This window comes from Streptomyces sp. NBC_01217 (genome assembly GCF_035994185.1).
Classification (GTDB): Bacteria; Actinomycetota; Actinomycetes; order Streptomycetales; family Streptomycetaceae; genus Streptomyces.
The window spans coordinates 1,776,989-1,794,075 of sequence record NZ_CP108538.1 but is presented as its reverse complement, the minus strand read 5'-3'; the positions used below and the strand labels follow the sequence as shown (position 1 = coordinate 1,794,075).

The window sequence follows — 17,087 nt, the reverse complement described above, 5'->3', positions numbered from 1 at the left end:
TCGGTGACGCCCTGCTGCACGAGATGAGGACGTGGGTTGCTCAAGTCTGCCCGCAAACAGGAGACGGATCCAGAGGGCCGCATGCCCCTGGTGGAGCACCTGCGTGAGCTGCGGAACCGGCTGGCGAAGGCCTTGCTCGGGATCGTCGTCGTCACGATCGTGGCTGCCTTCTTCTACAAGGGGATCATCGAGTTCTTCACCGATCCGGTGCTGAAGTCGGTCGGTTGCGAGTCCAGCTTCGCCGAGCTCGCCAAGAAGCAGGACGGTACGTGCGCGCGTATCGTCCTCAACGGTCTGCTCACCCCGTTCACCCTCGCCCTCAAGGTGTCCTTGATGGCAGGTGTCGTACTCTCCTCGCCGATCTGGCTCTACCAGCTGTGGGCCTTCGTCGCCCCGGGGCTGCACAAGCACGAGAAGAAGTACTCCCTCGCCTTCGTGGGCGCGGGATTCCCGCTCTTCCTCGCCGGTGGCTTCTTCGCGTACAAGACGCTGCCCACGATGGCCCGGGTACTCCTGGAATTCTCGCCCGCCGGGCTGGACAACCAGCTGCCGCTGGACGATCTGCTGGATCTGATCACGCGCATGGTGGTGGTCTTCGGGCTCTCCTTCGAGCTGCCCCTGCTGCTCGTCATGCTGAACTTCGGCGGGATCATCACCGGCAAGCGGATGCTCGGCTGGTGGCGGGGCATGATCATGGGCATCACGGTCTTCGCCGCGCTGGCCACCCCCAGTACCGACCCGCTGACGATGCTGGCGCTCGCCGGACCGATCTGGGTGCTGTACTTCGTGGCCACGGCGATCTCGCTCCTCAACGACCGCCGCAAGGCACAGATCGCGGCGGCGGGGCCCGCCGACGACGAGGCGTCGGAGCTGGACCTCACCCCGGAGGACATCGGCGAGATCGAGCCGGTCGCGTCCAGCCGCTCGCTGCCCGCCCAGGCGAGCCCGGACCGTGACCGGGTCAACGGTTACGACGACATCACCTGACCTTGTAAGGTCCCCCGGGTGACCAGCGAGATCACTCTTTTCGTCAATCCCACCGCAGGACGCGGCCGGGGCGCGCACGCCGCGCAGCCGGCCGCTTCCGCGTTGCGGGACGCCGGATTCTCCGTACGTACGGTTCTCGGCGTGGACGCCGACGACGCCCTGCGACGGGCCCGTGAGGCCGTCGTGGGCGGGACCGGTGCGCTGATAGCCGTGGGCGGGGACGGGATGATGTCCCTCGCCCTGCAGGCCGTTGCCGGAACGAGGACCCCGCTCGGGGTCGTCGCCGTGGGCACCGGGAACGACTTCGCCCGCGCGCTCGGGATGCCGATACGGGATCCGGCCGCTGCCGGACGGCTGGCCGCCGAGGCGCTCAAGGGCGGCAGCGTCCGCGAGATCGACCTCGGACGGGTCGGTGAGCGGTGGTTCGGGTCCGTGCTCGCCTCCGGCTTCGACTCCCGGGTCAACGACCGCGGCAACCGGATGCGCTGGGTCGGCGGACGGTTCAAGTACGACCTCGCGATCCTCGCCGAACTCGCCGCGATCAAACCCATCCCGTACCGCATCAGGCTGGACGGCGGACCGGTCCGGGAGATCGAGGCGACGCTCATCGCGGTGGGCAACGGATCGACGTACGGCGGAGGCATGCGGATCTGCGCGGACGCCGTCATGGACGACGGGCTCTTCGACGTCACCGTCGTCGGGGACTGCAGCCGCACCACCCTGCTCAAGGTCTTCCCCCGCGTCTACAAGGGAACACACCTCGACCACCCCAAGGTCACTGTGTACCGGGTCTCCTCGATCGAGCTGGCCGCAGCGGGTGTGACCGCGTACGCGGACGGTGAACAGCTCGGGGCACTGCCGCTCACCGCGACCTGCGTACCGGGCGCGGTGAGCGTGCTCGCGCCGGGTTCTCCCCGGGCAATTTAAAGATCGCGTCACTGTCGGAGGTGGCGGGTAGGCTCGTAAGCAAGATGACAGAGGACCTCTCACCAGCTGAGCGATACCAGGCTTCTCGGATCCGTGCCGCCGAGCTGGCCACCGCCCTCGCGCCCTTCCGCGAGATGTACGAGTTCGATCTGGACCCCTACCAGATCGAGGCCTGTGAGGCACTGGAGGCCGGCAAGGGGGTGCTCGTCGCTGCCCCGACGGGCTCGGGCAAGACGATCGTCGGCGAGTTCGCCGTGCACCTCGCCCTCGAACAGGGCCGCAAGTGCTTCTACACCACGCCCATCAAGGCCCTGTCCAACCAGAAGTTCACCGACCTGGTCAAGCGCTACGGACCGGAAAAGGTGGGCCTGCTCACCGGCGACAACAGTGTCAACGGCGATGCCCCGGTGGTCGTCATGACCACCGAAGTGCTGCGGAACATGTTGTACGCGGGCTCGCAGGCGCTGCGCGGCCTCGGCTATGTCGTGATGGACGAGGTGCACTACCTCTCCGACCGCTTCCGGGGCGCCGTCTGGGAGGAAGTGATCATCCACCTCCCGGAATCCGTGACGCTGGTGTCACTGTCGGCGACCGTGTCCAACGCCGAGGAGTTCGGAGACTGGCTGGACACCGTCCGCGGTGACACCCAGGTCATCGTCTCCGAGAGCCGCCCCGTGCCGCTCTGGCAGCACGTGCTGGCGGGCCGTCGGATGTACGACCTCTTCGAGGAGGAGACCGACCACGGCGGCCGCGGCGCCGGACGCCGTGAGGTCAACCCCGATCTCCTCCGGCTCGCCCGGATGGAGAACCAGCGGACGTACAACCCGCGTGACCGCCGCCGCGGCAAGATGGTGCGCGAGGCGGACCGTGAGCGCGAGCGGCGCCAGCGCAGCAGGATCTGGACCCCGTCCAGGCCCGAGGTCATCGACCGGCTGGACGCCGAAGGGCTGCTCCCCGCCATCACGTTCATCTTCAGCCGGGCCGGCTGTGAGGCCGCCGTACAGCAGTGTCTGCACGCCGGCCTGCGCCTCAACGACGAGGACAAGCGCCGCCTGGTCCGCGAGATCGTCGAGGAGCGGACCTCGTCCATCCCCGGCGAGGACCTCCATGTCCTCGGCTACTACGAGTGGCTCGAAGGACTGGAGCGAGGCATTGCCGCGCACCACGCCGGCATGCTGCCCACGTTCAAGGAAGTCGTCGAGGAACTCTTCGTACGGGGGCTCGTCAAGGCCGTCTTCGCGACGGAGACCCTCGCCCTCGGCATCAACATGCCCGCACGCTCGGTCGTGTTGGAGAAGCTCGTCAAGTGGAACGGCGAACAGCACGCCGACATCACCCCCGGCGAGTACACCCAGCTCACCGGGCGGGCCGGACGGCGCGGGATCGACATCGAAGGCCATGCGGTGGTGCTGTGGCAGCGCGGCATGGACCCGGCGGCGCTGGCCGGACTCGCGGGTACGCGTACGTATCCGCTGCGCTCCAGCTTCCGGCCTTCGTACAACATGGCCGTCAATCTTGTGCACCAGTTCGGGCGGCACCGCTCGCGCGAACTGCTGGAGACCTCCTTCGCACAGTTCCAGGCCGACCGTTCGGTGGTCGGGATCTCCCGGCAGGTCCAGCGGAACGAAGAGGGACTGGAGGGCTACCGGGAGGGCATGACCTGCCACCTCGGTGACTTCGAGGAGTACGCGCGGCTTCGCCGCGAGCTCAAGGACCGGGAGACCGAGCTGGCCAAGCAGGGCGCGTCGCAGCGGCGGGCCGAGGCGGCGGCGTCCCTGGAGAAGCTCAAGCCCGGCGATGTCATCCATGTGCCCACCGGCAAGTTCGCCGGACTGGCACTGGTCCTCGACCCCGGGCTGCCCGCCGGGCGGACCAATGGGCACGGGCACCGCGGGCTCGAATACCACGACGGGCCGCGGCCGTTGGTGCTGACCGCCGAGCGGCAGGTCAAGAGGCTCGCCTCGATCGACTTCCCGGTTCCGGTGGCGGCGCTGGAGCGGATGCGGGTGCCGAAGTCGTTCAATCCGCGCTCGCCGCAGTCCCGCCGCGATCTGGCCTCCGCGCTGCGGACCAAGGCGGGGCACATAGTGCCCGAGCGGCACCGCAAGGGGCGGGCCGCGGCGGCCGACGACCGGGAGATCGCCCGCTACCGGGCGGAGTTGCGTGCGCACCCCTGTCACGGGTGCTCCGAGCGTGAGGACCATGCGCGCTGGGCCGAGCGGTATCACCGGCTGCAGCGTGACACGAAGCAGTTGGAGCGGCGGATCGAAGGGCGGACGAACACGATCGCCCGCACCTTCGACCAGATCGTCGCACTGCTCACCGAGCTCGACTACCTGCGGGGCAACGAGGTCACTGCGCACGGGCGGCGGCTGGCGCGGCTCTACGGCGAGCTGGATCTGCTGGCGAGCGAATGCCTGCGGGCCGGGGTGTGGGAGGGCCTGAACCCTGCCGAACTCGCGGCGTGCGTCTCGGCGTTGGTGTACGAGGCGCGACAGTCCGATGACGCGGTGGCGCCGAAGCTGCCCTCGGGTCCCGCGAAGGCAGCGATGGGCGAGATGGTCCGGATCTGGGGCCGGCTCGATGCCCTGGAGGAGGACTTCAAGATCAACCAGGCGGAGGGGGTCGGGCAGCGCGAACCCGATCTGGGGTTCGCCTGGGCGGTCTACATGTGGGCGTCGGGGCGGACGCTGGACGAGGTGCTGCGCGAGGTGGAGATGCCGGCGGGGGACTTCGTGCGGTGGTGCAAGCAGGTGATCGATGTGCTGGGGCAGATTGCGGCTGCGGCGCCGGGGGAGGGGAGTTCTGTGGGGCGGAGTGCGCGTAAGGCGGTGGACGGGGTGTTGCGGGGGGTTGTGGCTTACAGCTCTGTGGGGTGAGGGGTTGTGGGGCGGGGCGGTGTTGGGGCGGTGTTGGGGGTGCGCCTGCGGCGGGCTTGTCCCCTACCCATCCCCAAGCTCTCAACTTCGTTCGAGCAGGGGAGACCCCACTCTTCCCGAAACCGGGGCTCTGCCCCGGACCCCGGTCCTCAAGCGCCGGACGGGCTGGGGGGTAGCGGGGCTCTGCCCCGGGTCCCGGTCCTGAAGCGCCGGACGGGCTGGGTGGTAGCGGGGTGCTCTGCCCCGGGCCTCGGTCCTCAAGCGCCGGACGGGCTGAAATTGACCGGCGGGGTGGGATTGCGGGCTGCGTCTCGTTTGGCTACTTCTTCTCGGACTATCGGGATGACGTGCCTTCCGAAGTCGATCGCGTCGTCCAGGAGGTCGTAGCCGCGGGCGGAGAGGATTTCCACGCCCAGGTCGTAGTAGTCCAGCAGTGCCTGTGCCACCGTTTCCGGTGTTCCCACCAGGGCCGTCGAGTTGCCGGCGCCGCCCGTTTCCGCCGCGGTGGGTGTCCACAGTGCGCGGTCGTGGCGATCGCCCTCGGCGGCCACGGCGAGGAGGCGTTGGGAGCCTGCGTTCTCCGGGTTGTTCAGGGGGTGGCGGCTCAGTGGTGTGCCGGACTTACGGGCCTTGATGCGGGCCAGCGTTCGGTGGGCCTTTTCCCAGGCCAGTTCCTCGGTCGGGGCGATGATCGGCCGGAAGGCCACTTGGATCCTGGGGACGTCCGTACGGCCGGCTGCCTTCGCCGCGGCCCGCACCGACTCGATCTGCTCCGCGGTCCGGGCCAGCGGCTCGCCCCACAGGCAGTAGATGTCGGCCTCGGCGCCCCCGGCCGCGTACGCCGCCGGGGAGGAACCCCCGAACGAGACCCGCGGATGCGGCTGCTGCACGGGGAAGGTGTCGCTCACGAAGTCGTTGAAGCGGTAGTGCGTGCCCTCATGGTCGAAGGGCTCGTGCGACGTCCACGCCTTCTTGATGATCTGGATGGCCTCACGGGTGCGCGCGTACCGCTCGTCCTTGGTGAGGAAATCGCCCTCGCGCTGCTGCTCGTGGTCATTGCCGCCGGTGATGAAGTGGACGGCGAGGCGGCCGTCGCTGATCCGGTCCAGCGTGGCGAAGGTCTTGGCCGCGAACGTCGGGTACGAGACGTTGGGGCGGTGGGCGACCAGGATCTGGAGCGTCTCGGTGCGGGCCGCGATGTAGGCGGCGGCCGGGGACGGGTCGGGGGAGCCGGAGCCGTAGGCGAACAGCACCCGGTCCCAGCCGTTGTCCTCGTGTGCGCGGGCGAGTTCGAGCGTGTACGCCTTGTCGAAGGACGCCCCGGAGCGGGGTGTCACTTCGGAACCTTCATTGGTCGCTGCGATGCCGAGAAACTCGACGGGCATGGCAAAGCCTCATCTCGTGCTGCGGGGTAACCGGGCGTGTGAAGCGCTGACGTCGGAGCAGTCAGGGACGACACGAGGCGGACCACACTCGACCGAAGTCGATGTGGTCGCGGGTGACCAGCCGCAGCTGAGGGCGCATCTGTCCAGTGGAACAGGCGTGTTGGCGCCGAGTCAACTGTTTCCGGGATCAATGCCGAGGTATGCGCGCCAGCCGCCGTGCGAGGTGATGTCGGCGGCGCCGTCGAGCGCGTAGGGCTCGCAGAGGAATCCGGGGACCGCGGTTCCGTCGGCGAGTTCCACCCGGCCCAGCGCCATCGGCGCCGGGAGAGCGGCGATGAGCCGGCCGAGCCCTTCTGCGGGCAGCTCCCACAGTTCCGCCTCGATCGCGGCCCCACCCTCCCCGATCCGTTCCAGGCCCGGCTTGGGCGGGTCTGTGCGCAGGGCGTGCAGGCGGTAGACAGGGGCGGTGGCCGTGGTGCGGATCGGACGGGCGCCCAGGGAGAGGAGCTGGGGGTTCAGGGGCTGGCCGGTCAGGTGGGCGCCCACCACCGCGATACGGGAGGGCGGGGTCAGCAGCGTGGCGATCCGGGCCAGGCGTTCATCGGTGTGCGCCGGGCCGATCAGCATCACGCCGAACGGCAGCCCGTCCACCTCGCCCGCGGGGGCCGCCACAGCGCACAGGTCGAACAGATTGGTGGAGTTGGTGAACCGGCCGAGGCGGGCATTGGCGCCCAGCGGGTCGGCGGCGACCGCGGCGAGCGTGGGGTGGCCTGGTGCGGTCGGCAGCAGGAGTGCGTCCGCGTCGCCGAGCGCGGCCGTCGCGGCGGTGCGCAGGGCGGCCAGCCTTGCCTGGTCGGCGAAGAGGCGGTGTGCCGGGATGTCGCGGGCAGCGGTGATGATCCCGGCGACCGTGGGGTCGAGTCCGGGCGCGTCGGGTGCGCCGTCGATGAATGCTCCGACCGCGGTGTAGCGCTCGGCGACGAACGCACCCTCGTACAGCATCGCGGCGGCCTCGGTGAACGGGGTCAGGTCGATGTCCTGGAGCACCGCGCCCGCCGCGCGGAGGCGGGCGGCCGCCGATTCGTATGCCTGCGCCCAACCGGGGTCGAGCTCGCCGAGCTGTCGGGTGGGCGGGACCGCGATCCGCCAGGGGCCCGGAATGCGGGAGCGGTCCGGCTGCGGGGCGGGGGTGGCCATCAGGGCCATCGCCTGCTCGGCCTCGGGGAGCGTACGGGCGAAGACGGTGACGCAGTCCAGGCTCGCGCAGGCGGGGACCACACCTTCGGCCGGGACGAGGCCGCGGGTCGGTTTCAGGCCGACAATGCCGTTGAACGCGGCCGGGACCCGGCCGGAGCCCGCGGTGTCCGTGCCCAGCGCGAGGTCCGCGATGCCGAGGGCGACGGCGACCGCGGAACCCGAGCTGGAGCCTCCGCTGACGCGGGACGGGTCATGGGCGCTGCGTACCGCGCCGTACGGGGAACGGGTGCCGACCAGACCCGTGGCGAACTGGTCCAGATTGGTCGTGCCGATCACCAGCGCTCCGGCGGCGCGGAGGCGGGCCACCACCGGGGCGTCGGCGCTCGGCTCGTACGCGTACGAGGGACAGCCCGCGGTGGTGGGGAGGCCGGCCACATCGATGTTGCCCTTGACGGCCAGCAGACGGCCCGCGAGGGGGAGGTGCTCGCCCGCGGCCAGACGGGCGTCGAGACCTCGGGCCTCGGCCTCCAGGTCGGTCCTGGGGCGCAGGCCGATCCAGAGTTCGGGGCGGTCGACCGCTTCGATGCGGGCGTACGCGGCCCGGACGCGGGCGACGAGGGGGGAGAGCGTCGGCATGGGTGTTCCTCAGTTCTCGTGGAGCGGGGCCAGGATCAGCAGTGCCGTACCCGGTTCCACCTGGGCGCCCGGCCGGGTGAGTACCTCCGTGACGATGCCGGCCGCGGGGGCGTGGACACGGGACTCCATCTTCATCGCCTCCAGCGCCAGCAGGGGCTGACCTGCCGTCACCGTGTCGCCTGCGGCGACATTCAGCTGCCAGACGGATGCGGCGAACTCCGCCTCCACCAGATGGCCGCCCGGTGGCACCGTCACCTCGGCGGCCGGGGGCGCGGGTGCAGCCGCCGCGTCCGCGCGGGCGAACTCGCCCGCCGCCTCCCAGGCATCCCGTTCGGCCGCGAAAGCGCTGCCCTGGCGGGTGCGGAACCCCGCGATCGATTCGGCGTTGCGCGCGAGGAACTCCTCGTACCGCGCCAGGGAGAACTCGCCCTCCTCGATGCGCGGCACGAACCGTCCCGATGTGATGTCCGCACGCAGTTCGAGGAGTTCGTCCGCCTCCACGGGGTACCACTTGATGCGGTCGAAGAACCGCAGCAGCCACGGCGATCCGGGCTCGAAGGCGCCGCGCTGCTGCCAGCCCGACCAGACCTGCGTGGTGCGGCCCACGAACTGGTAGCCGCCCGGCCCCTCCATCCCATAGATGCAGAGATAGGCGCCGCCGATGCCGACCGAGTTCTCCGCGGTCCAGGTGCGGGCCGGGTTGTACTTGGTGGTGACCAGGCGGTGGCGCGGGTCCAGCGGCGTGGCGACCGGGGCGCCCAGATACACATCGCCCAGGCCCATCACCAGATACTCGGCGTCGAACACCGTGTGGTACACGTCGTCGACCGAGTCCAGACCGTTGACCCGGCGGATGAACTCGATGTTCCACGGGCACCACGGGGCGTCGTCCCGTACCCCCGCCATGTAGCGGGCGATGGCCTCGCGGGTCGCCGGATCGTCCCAGGACAGCGGGAGATGCACGGTGCGGGACGGCACGGTCAGGGCGTGCGTGGGCGGGAGCGCGGCCTCGGTGGCGTGGAGGAGGTCCAGGAGCCGGTCCTGGGACAGGACGCTCGGGTCCAGCTGGATCTGGAGCGAGCGGATGCCGGGTGTGAGACCGGTGATGCCGGGTACGGCCGCGGCGGTCAGGGCCTCCATCAGCGCGTGCACCCGCATGCGCAGGGCCAGATCCAGCTGCATCGGGCCGTACTCGACCAGCACGTTGTCGTCGCCGCTGCGGCGGTAGGTGACGTCGTCGCTCCGGTACAGGATGCCGCCGTCGACGATGTCCGGGCGCGGCTCGCCGGTGATCGTGACCGGTGTGAAGCGGACCGTGTCGCCGGGGCGCAACTGGCCCAGCTTCCAGCGTTCACCCGTCAGCACCGTCGCCGGGCAGACGAAGCCGCCCAGGGACGGGCCGTCCGGGCCGAGCAGTACGGGCATGTCGCCCGTGTAGTCGACCGCTCCCACGGAATACGGCGTGTCATGGATGTTCGAGGGGTGGAGTCCGGCCTCGCCGCCGTCCGTGCGGGCCCAGCGCGGTTTGGGGCCGACCAACCGGACGCCCGTGCGGGCCGAGTTGAAGTGGACCTTCCAGTCGGCGGCGTAGAAGTCGTGGATGTCCTGTTCGGTGAAGAACTCCGGTGCGGCGTGCGGGCCTTCGGCTGCGCCGATGTGCCAGATGCCGTCGATGCGCGGACGGTCGGCGTCCGGTACGGGGGTGCCCGACGCCCGCGCTGCGCCGCCGTGCAGGACATCGCCCGTGCGCAGGGCCCGGCCGCCGTGTCCGCCGAAGCCGCCGAGGGTGAAGGTGGCCGCGCTGCCGAGGAAGCCGGGTACGTCCAGGCCGCCTCCGGCGAACAGGACGTACGTACGCAGTCCGTGTTCTGCCGGTGTGCCGATGGCGAGGGTGGCGCCCGCCGGGACCGTCAACGGCTCCCACTGCGACACGGGCCGGCCGTCCAGCGTGACGGGGGCGGGTGCGCCGGTCACGCACACGGTCGTCGGGTGCGTGAAGCGCAGCGTCGGTCCCTGGAGCGTGCATTCGAGGCCCGGTGCGCCCGCGTCGTTGCCGACGGCCGTGTTGCCGAGCCGGAACGACAGATCGTCCATCGGGCCCGACGGCGGGACGCCGACCTGCCAGTGGCCCGTGCGGCCGGGCCAGTCCTGCACCGTGGTGAGGGTGCCGCCGGAGACCACCTCGATGCGCGGGGTCGGGTCGGTGACCGTGGCGAGGGTGGCCGTGGAGTGCGTGGCGCCGCGCACCCGGTCGTCGGCCAGGGCGGCCCGTACCAGGCCGAGGTTGGTCTCGATGCCGTCGATCCGGGTGGCGGCGAGTGCCGCGTCGAGCCGTGCGAGGGCCTCGGCGCGGTCCGCGCCGTACGCGATGACCTTGGCCAGCATCGGGTCGTACGCCGTCGTCACCTCCGTACCCGTCTCGATCCAGGTGTCCACGCGCAGCCCGTCGCCCTCGGGGAAGGCGACCCGGGTCAGCAGGCCCGCGCCGGGACGGTGGTCGCGAGTCGGGTCCTCGGCGTACACGCGCGCCTCGACGGCATGGCCGCGCGGTGCGCCGGGTTCGCGTACGACAGCGGTGTCGCCCTGCGCGAGCCGCAGCATCCACTCGACGAGGTCCACGCCGTGGATCTCCTCGGTGACCGGATGTTCGACCTGCAGGCGGGTGTTGACCTCCAGGAAGTACGCCTCGGCGCGCGCGGCGTCGTACACGAACTCCACGGTGCCCGCGGAGCGGTAGCCGACCGCCGCGCACAACTCGCGTGCGGACAGCGCCAGTTGCGCGCGTACGTGGTCGGGAAGGGCGGGTGCGGGGGCCTCCTCCAGGACCTTCTGGTTACGGCGCTGGAGGGAGCAGTCCCGGTCGCCGAAGGTCACCACGCGGCCGTGCCCGTCGCCGAAGACCTGGACCTCGACATGGCGGGCGTCCTCGACGAGACGTTCCAGGAAGACACCGGCCGAGGAGAAGGAGGCGGCGGCGACCCGCTGCACCCGCTCCCAGGCGTCGGTGAGTTCGTCGGTGGATCGACATGCCGACATGCCGATGCCGCCGCCACCGCCGGTGGCCTTGAGCATCACGGGATAGCCGATGCGCTCGGCCGCCGCCAGAGCCGACGGCAGATCGGGCAGCAGCCCGGTGCCGGGGGCGAGCGGCACGCCCGCCGCCTCGGCCGCCGCGCGTGCGGTGTGCTTGGCGCCGAACAGTTCCAGCTGATCGGCGGTCGGGCCGACGAAGACGATCCCGGCGTCCTCGCAGCGCCGCGCGAACCCGGCGTCCTCGGAGAGGAATCCGTAGCCGGGGTGGATGGCGCCCGCCCCGGTGTCCTTGGCCGCCCTCAGGATCAGGTCGGCGTCGAGGTACGACTCCTTGGCGGGCGCGGGGCCGAGCCGTACCGCCTCGTCGGCGAGACGGACGTGGGGCGAGGAGCGGTCGGGGTCGGAGAAGACCGCGACGGTACGAATGCCGAGACGGCGGGCGGTGCGGATGATGCGTACGGCTATCTCGCCCCGGTTGGCCACCAGCAGCGTGTCGAAGTCGCTCATGCGGTGGCTCCGCTGACGGCGGCCTCGGTGATGGTGGCTTCTACGGCTGTCGGGTCGAAGCCGTTGCAGGGGTTGTTGATCTGGGGGCAGTTGGAGATCAGGACCAGGACATCCGTCTCGGCGCGCAGCGTCACCCGCAGACCCGGGGCCGAGATGCCGTCGACGATGCCGAGCGTGCCGTCCTTCTCGACCGGGACGTTCATGTACCAGTTGATGTTGGAGACCAGATCGCGCTTGCCGAGCCCGTGCCGCGCGCCCTCGGCGAGGAAGTTGTCGACGCAGGCGTGCTGCGACCAGGTGTGGTGTCCGTAGCGAAGCGTGTTGGACTCCTTGGAGCAGGCGCCACCGACCGTGTCGTGGCGGCCGCAGGTGTCCTCGGTGACCGTCATCAGCGGGGTGTGCTCGTTCGACATCAGCACGCTGCCCGTGGTGAGGAAGATGCCGCCCTGCGCGTGGACGGTGTCCGGGGCGCTGTAGCGGACGGACGTGTCGTGGGCGTCGTACGCCAGGAAGTCCACGGCCTGGTTGCCGTGCAGGTCGGTCAGCGTGAGCTGTTCCCCCGCGCGGACGACGGCGGACCAGGCGGCCCGCGCGGGGATCAGGTCCGAGCGGCGGATGCTGTCGGTGTCGGTGACAGCGGTGGCGACGGTCATGCGAGCCCCCTGGCGGTGAGGAAGTCGAGCGTGTTGAGGAAGGCCCGGTGACCCTCCGGGGCGGCATCCCAGAACGGGTCCCCGGGCGCCGTCGGCCCGGCGCGCCAGGCCAGTACCTCCAGCGGGGTGCAGACGTACTCCGGACGTGGGTCCAGTGGATGCGGGACGTTCGCGATCAGTGCGGTCAGATCCTGCTCGGCGCGCAGCGTCACCGCGGCGCCCGCTCCGGCCGGGCCGGTGAAGTCCAGGGTGCCGTCCTCCCGTACCTCCACCCCCTGGAAGAAGGAGACCGAGGGCGGCAGGTCGCGCGGGCCGAGACCGTTCTTGGCCGCGGCCAGCTTCAGCAGCTCCCGGCCGGCGGGGGAGGCCGACTGCGGGGTGCCGTCGCCGTACCGCGCGGTGTTCCGTACGAGGGTCGAGGTGCCGCAGAGCGCGTCGTGGCGGCCGGAGGAGTCGGCGATCACCGAGGCGAGGACCCGGCCCTGGTCGGAGAGGAGCAGCCGGCCGGCGCCGAGGTAGGCGTTCCACTGGACCTTCACCGTGTCGGCGGTGTTGAGCCGCTCCCACGGCCGCCCGTCGACGTACAGCAGCAGATGGGCGCAGGCGTCGCCCGCGAGGTCCGTGAGCCGCAGTTCGGTGCCGCGGGCCAGGACGCGGTGCGTGTAGCTGCCGCCCGCGACGGTCTCGGCCCAGACCGGCGGGCCGGGAAGAGGATCGGGCCAGTCGCTCGCGGGCACCACCGGCATGGACTCGGTACGGGTGCCGTGCTGGGCGCGGGCATGGTCCCGGGCTCCGTGTGTCGTCGCTGTCGCCATGGCTGGACCTCCGGCTCGACGGGGGCTGACGTGCTGATGCGGCCTGACTGCGGCCGATTTCTGTCGCACGACAGAAATTAGGACGCCGGGAAGTCGTGGCCATTGCCCGTCCGTTGCGCGGGAGTTACCGAGTGCTCACCAAGATCGCGTCGTCGGCGGATGTGCGACGATCGGCCCATGTCCAGCACCGGAAGAAAGGTCGGCCGCCCGCGGGCCCAGCAGCGGCCGGACAGCGGGCTGACCGCGCGCGACGAACTGCTCACCGCGGCCGCCGAGTTGTTCACCACGCGCGGATACGCCGCGACCACCACCCGGGCCGTCGCCGAGCGGGCGGGTATGCGTCAGGCGACGATGTACCACTACGTGGCGGGCAAGGAGGATCTGCTGGCCGAGCTGCTGGAGTCCACGGTCAGGCCGTCGCTGGCACTGGCGAGGCGGCTGCTCGCTGACGGGGCGACGGACGCGGAGGACCGGCTGTGGGAGCTGTGCCGCTCGGACGTGGCGCTGCTGTGCGGCGGTCCGCACAACCTCGGAGCGCTGTATGTGCTGCCCGAGGTGCGGGCCGAGCGGTTCGCGGACTTCCACCGCGTCCGGGCCGAACTGAAGCAGGCGTACGGGCAGTTGCTGGCGGCCACGGAGGCGGGCGCGGCCCTCGGCGAGGACGAGGCGTCACTCCGCACGGACCTGGTGTTCGGGCTGATCGAGGGCGTGATCCTGGTCCACCGGTCCGGTCCGGAGCGTGCGGTCGGCGCGTTCGCGGCGGCCACGGCGGATGCGGCGCTGCGGATCGTGGGCGTGGGGAAGGGCTGAGGTTCGGCGCAGGGGCGGGGCAACGGCCGTCGGCCGGTCCGCTCCATGCGGACCGGCCGACGGGCCTTGGCTCAGGTCGGGTGCTTGCCGCTCTTCATCGACACCCCTACGCAGGCCAACCCCAGCAGCACGGTCAGTCCGCCGATGATGACGTTGTTGAGGATGACGCCGAGGTCCGGGCTGCTGCCGACGACCCACGTCGAGATGATCATCCAGGCGCCTATGGCGCAGATGGCCCAGCTCAGGCCGTACATCCGCTCCGGCATCACGGTGAACCCGAGGCCCAGCGCCGCGATCGCGATACCCATGATCAGGTTGTGCGTCGAGAGCGCGGGCTGGCTCGTCGTGAAGTTGACCACCCAGGGCGAGATGGCGCAGTAGAGGCCGATGAGGAACACCGGTGCATCCACGAGGGCCACGTCACGGCCACCGAGTACGCGGTTGTAGCGATCGCGCATTTCGGAAACATCGGGGTGACTGGCGATGTCGCGGCCGGTGTGCGAGAGGTTTGACATGGGTTCGTCTCCTTCGCTCCTGCAGACCTGGTTGCCGTTTTTGTGCGATTTTCGGCCTGCTAAGCCCATTCTGCCCTTATCTCACCCTTATGTGTAGTTGCAGGGCGTGTGAATGTCCGCGGGAATCACATCACGCGAGGCACGGTCCAAGCGGCGGGCCAAACCCACCAGGTCGGACGTCCGCAGCACGCGGCCCCCGTATCCCGGCAGCGGCACGTGCAGGGGGTCTGTCCACCGCGGCGGAATCGCGTCGAAGCCGTACACCGCTCCTGCCAGACCGCCGGTCACCGCCGCGACGGTGTCCGTGTCCCCACCCACGTCGACCGCCGCGGCCAGTGCGTTCTCGTACGTACCTGTGGTGCGCAGCGCCCACAGTGCGGTGCCCAGACACGGCCACACCGCGCCGTTGAACTCCGTCGCCGCGTCGGGATGCCAGCCGGGCGCGAGGACGGCGGCCCAGCGCTTGCGGTGATTCTCGTGCACGCGGTCCAGGGCATCAGGGAGGGCGGCGAACGGATCGCCACCCTCCAGCGCCACCCGGATCAGCTCGTGGAACACGGCGGTGCCCTCCCAGGCGGCCCGGTCGCCATGCGTCAGCGCGGCGATGCGGCGGGCGGCGCCCATCGTCGCTGCCTGCCCCGCCCGTGCGAAGTACACGGCAGGCGCGGCGGCCCGCATCAGCGAACCGTTGCCCGCCGCACGCCCGTTGATCTGGAAGTGCAGCGCCGCCGCGAGGTCCCAGGGGTCACCGCTCGTCAAAACGGCCTCGGTCTGCAGCCCGATGTCCTTCGGTTCACCCGCCGCCCATCGGCGAAACCGTCCGAACATGTCGGGGAGGTCCAGGCCGCCCTGCTCCAGCAGGGACTCCGCGACCAGAACGGCCATCTGGGTGTCGTCCGTGGCCTCGCCCGGATCCCAGCCGCCGCCCCCGCACATCGTGCCGACGCCGTCCGGGAAGCGGGCCGCGTACACGCCGGCGGGACCGAACTCGAACGGCGCCCCCAGCGCGTCGCCGATCGCCGATCCGATGACGGCACCTGCCACCCGGTTCTGCCGGTCCATGACGCCTGGACGGTTCATCGGGTCAGCGTACGGAGCGCGATCTCCTCCCGTACACGCGATAGACCGCACCGAGCAGCACCGTCGCACCCAGGAACAGCACCGTGAACCACTGGAAGTACCAGTGGCCGCCCGCCGGGTCGTACACCGCGGCCCGTGGCCAGGCCAGATTGACCGTCATTGCCGTTCCGTACAGGAAGGCCAGGGCGTTGACCGGAAGTCCCAGGCGGCCCAGCGAGAACAGGGGGTGGCCCGACTCGTCGTGGGTCGTGGCGTCGGTGTCCGGGGCGAGTGGGATGCCGCGCAGGCGGCGCAGGAGCATGGGGCCCGTGACCATCGCGTAGGCCAGGTAGAGCATCGCGATACACGTGGTGCCGATCGCGAGGAACGCCTCCGGGGACGCCAGGTTGAGCAGTCCGAGAGCCGCTGCCGCCGCGCCCACCAGAAGCGCGGGGGCGGCCGGCATTCCGGTGCGCGGGGAGACCTTCGCCAGCCGGGTGGAGCAGGGCAGGACCCCGTCGCGGGCCATCGAGAACAGCATCCGGGAACCGGCGGTCTGGATGGCGAGCGTGGCCACGGCGACGGCGACCGCCACATCGGCGAGCAGCAGCCGTCCCACCCCGTCGCCCAGGCTGCTGGTCAGCACGTACGAGAGGCCCTCCGTGGCCAGTCGCCCGTCGGTGAGGCTCGGCGCGGCCAGCACTCCGCCCAGCACCAGCAGCCCGCCCAGCACCCCGGCCGAGGCGAGCGCCAGCAGGATCGTGCGGGGCGCGGTGCGGCGTGGGCTGCGGGTCTCCTCGCTCATCTCGCCCGCGCTGTCGAACCCGATCAGGACGTACGCCGCCGTGAACGAACCGACGAGGAGCGCTCCGATCGCGCCGCCCTGTCCCCCGGTGTGCAGGGTGACACCGGTGCCGCGCTCGACGTGCGTGAACAGGAGCACCACGATGAGTACGGCACCGATGATCTCCGCCGTGACACCGATCCGGTTCACGGCCGACATGACCCGGTTGTCGAGCAGATTCACCGTCGTGGTGAGTGCCAGCAGCACCACCGCGAGCAGCGCCGCGTTGCCCGCGCCCGTCGGCGTGGTCGGCGCCGGGTCACCGCCCAGCAGCTGGAAGCCCGACCAGACCGCGGGAAGCACCACCTGGAGCGCGAGCGCTGCCGCGGCGACCACCACGATCTGCCCGATCACCATGATCCAGCCCGCGAACCAGCCGAAGGCGGGCGTGCTCAGCCGGGTCGACCACTGGTAGATCGCCCCCGACAGCGGGTAGCGGGCGGCGAGTTCGGCGAAGCACGCGGCCACCAGCAGCTGGCCGAGCAGCACCGCGGGCCAGGTCCAGAAGAAGGCGGCACCGCCGAACGAGAAGCCGAAGGCGAAGAATTGAAAGACGGTCGTGAGGACGGAGATGAAGGAGAACCCGGCCGCGAACGAGGCGTACCGCCCCATGGACCGGCGCAGCTCCTGCCGGTAGCCGAAACCGGCCAGGGCTTCGCGGTCGGTCCGGCCGGGCTCGGGCGGGTCCGGTCGTACGTCGGTTGGTGCGGTGGCGGTCATGTCAGCCCCTGTCGCCGATTTCCTGTCGGGCGACAGAAATTAGGGACGGGCTGTTTCAGCTGAATGACGCATCCGTGTCCGTGCGGGGCCGAAGTGCTCACGTGGGGGATGGACGGACTC

12 protein-coding genes are annotated in these 17,087 nt (G+C 70.8%); 4 read left to right on the top strand and 8 right to left on the bottom strand.

Translation table 11 applies throughout. The features are described 5' to 3' along the window. Positions 1-36 precede the first annotated feature (36 nt). From tatC to OG507_RS07755, 3 genes are read left to right on the top strand one after another with little or no spacing between them, the layout of a single operon-like run. On the top strand, positions 37-987 hold the full coding sequence (gene tatC, locus OG507_RS07765) for a twin-arginine translocase subunit TatC (protein WP_327366401.1): 951 nt from the start codon (positions 37-39) through the stop codon (positions 985-987). A gap of 18 nt (positions 988-1,005) precedes the next feature. Then, positions 1,006-1,914: a diacylglycerol kinase gene (locus tag OG507_RS07760; protein WP_327366400.1), complete on the top strand. Its 909-nt coding sequence runs from the start codon at positions 1,006-1,008 to the stop codon at positions 1,912-1,914. Positions 1,915-1,958: 44 nt separating this feature from the next. Continuing rightward, positions 1,959-4,793, top strand: a complete 2,835-nt coding sequence (locus OG507_RS07755) for a DEAD/DEAH box helicase (protein WP_327366399.1) — start codon at positions 1,959-1,961, stop codon at positions 4,791-4,793. 257 nt (positions 4,794-5,050) lie between these two features. Here OG507_RS07755 and OG507_RS07750 read toward each other — a convergent pair whose 3' ends face one another. From OG507_RS07750 to OG507_RS07730, 5 genes are all read right to left on the bottom strand, one after another. Continuing rightward, complete coding sequence (locus OG507_RS07750) at positions 5,051-6,178, bottom strand: LLM class flavin-dependent oxidoreductase (protein ID WP_327366398.1); 1,128 nt, start codon at positions 6,176-6,178, stop codon at positions 5,051-5,053. A gap of 171 nt (positions 6,179-6,349) precedes the next feature. Continuing rightward, complete coding sequence (atzF, locus tag OG507_RS07745) at positions 6,350-8,011, bottom strand: allophanate hydrolase (RefSeq protein WP_327366397.1); 1,662 nt, start codon at positions 8,009-8,011, stop codon at positions 6,350-6,352. Between the two features lie 9 nt (positions 8,012-8,020). Next, on the bottom strand, positions 8,021-11,551 hold the full coding sequence (locus OG507_RS07740; protein WP_327366396.1) for a 5-oxoprolinase/urea amidolyase family protein: 3,531 nt from the start codon (positions 11,549-11,551) through the stop codon (positions 8,021-8,023). Continuing rightward, a complete protein-coding gene (locus OG507_RS07735) occupies positions 11,548-12,204 on the bottom strand; it encodes an urea amidolyase associated protein UAAP2 (RefSeq protein WP_327366395.1) in 657 nt (218 codons plus the stop codon). Before OG507_RS07735 ends, OG507_RS07740 begins: the two co-directional genes overlap by 4 nt. Then, complete coding sequence (locus OG507_RS07730) at positions 12,201-13,019, bottom strand: urea amidolyase associated protein UAAP1 (protein WP_327366394.1); 819 nt, start codon at positions 13,017-13,019, stop codon at positions 12,201-12,203. Before OG507_RS07730 ends, OG507_RS07735 begins: the two co-directional genes overlap by 4 nt. A gap of 177 nt (positions 13,020-13,196) precedes the next feature. On the opposite strand from OG507_RS07730, the gene OG507_RS07725 reads away from it, so the two are divergent. Then, positions 13,197-13,829, top strand: coding sequence for a TetR/AcrR family transcriptional regulator (locus tag OG507_RS07725; protein ID WP_327366393.1), 633 nt, complete (start codon positions 13,197-13,199; stop codon positions 13,827-13,829). Between the two features lie 71 nt (positions 13,830-13,900). Here OG507_RS07725 and OG507_RS07720 read toward each other — a convergent pair whose 3' ends face one another. From OG507_RS07720 to OG507_RS07710, 3 genes are all read right to left on the bottom strand, one after another. Then, positions 13,901-14,344: an SPW repeat protein gene (locus tag OG507_RS07720; RefSeq protein WP_327366392.1), complete on the bottom strand. Its 444-nt coding sequence runs from the start codon at positions 14,342-14,344 to the stop codon at positions 13,901-13,903. A gap of 87 nt (positions 14,345-14,431) precedes the next feature. Further along, positions 14,432-15,424, bottom strand: coding sequence for an ADP-ribosylglycohydrolase family protein (locus tag OG507_RS07715; RefSeq protein WP_442810954.1), 993 nt, complete (start codon positions 15,422-15,424; stop codon positions 14,432-14,434). Positions 15,425-15,428: 4 nt separating this feature from the next. Further along, positions 15,429-16,967, bottom strand: coding sequence for an amino acid permease (locus tag OG507_RS07710; RefSeq protein ID WP_327366391.1), 1,539 nt, complete (start codon positions 16,965-16,967; stop codon positions 15,429-15,431). Between the last annotated feature and the right edge of the window lie 120 nt (positions 16,968-17,087).

What these genes read in the sequence shown, in the direction of transcription:
- OG507_RS07755 (WP_327366399.1), top strand. Translation starts at nt 1,959, where the DNA reads ATGACAGAGGACCTCTCACCAGCTGAGCGATACCAGGCTTCTCGGATC.
- OG507_RS07725 (WP_327366393.1), top strand. Translation starts at nt 13,197, where the DNA reads ATGTCCAGCACCGGAAGAAAGGTCGGCCGCCCGCGGGCCCAGCAGCGG.
- OG507_RS07715 (WP_442810954.1), bottom strand. Translation starts at nt 15,424, where the DNA reads ATGAACCGTCCAGGCGTCATGGACCGGCAGAACCGGGTGGCAGGTGCC.
- OG507_RS07740 (WP_327366396.1), bottom strand. Translation starts at nt 11,551, where the DNA reads ATGAGCGACTTCGACACGCTGCTGGTGGCCAACCGGGGCGAGATAGCC.
- OG507_RS07720 (WP_327366392.1), bottom strand. Translation starts at nt 14,344, where the DNA reads ATGTCAAACCTCTCGCACACCGGCCGCGACATCGCCAGTCACCCCGAT.
- OG507_RS07730 (WP_327366394.1), bottom strand. Translation starts at nt 13,019, where the DNA reads ATGGCGACAGCGACGACACACGGAGCCCGGGACCATGCCCGCGCCCAG.
- OG507_RS07750 (WP_327366398.1), bottom strand. Translation starts at nt 6,178, where the DNA reads ATGCCCGTCGAGTTTCTCGGCATCGCAGCGACCAATGAAGGTTCCGAA.
- OG507_RS07710 (WP_327366391.1), bottom strand. Translation starts at nt 16,967, where the DNA reads ATGACCGCCACCGCACCAACCGACGTACGACCGGACCCGCCCGAGCCC.
- atzF (WP_327366397.1), bottom strand. Translation starts at nt 8,011, where the DNA reads ATGCCGACGCTCTCCCCCCTCGTCGCCCGCGTCCGGGCCGCGTACGCC.
- OG507_RS07735 (WP_327366395.1), bottom strand. Translation starts at nt 12,204, where the DNA reads ATGACCGTCGCCACCGCTGTCACCGACACCGACAGCATCCGCCGCTCG.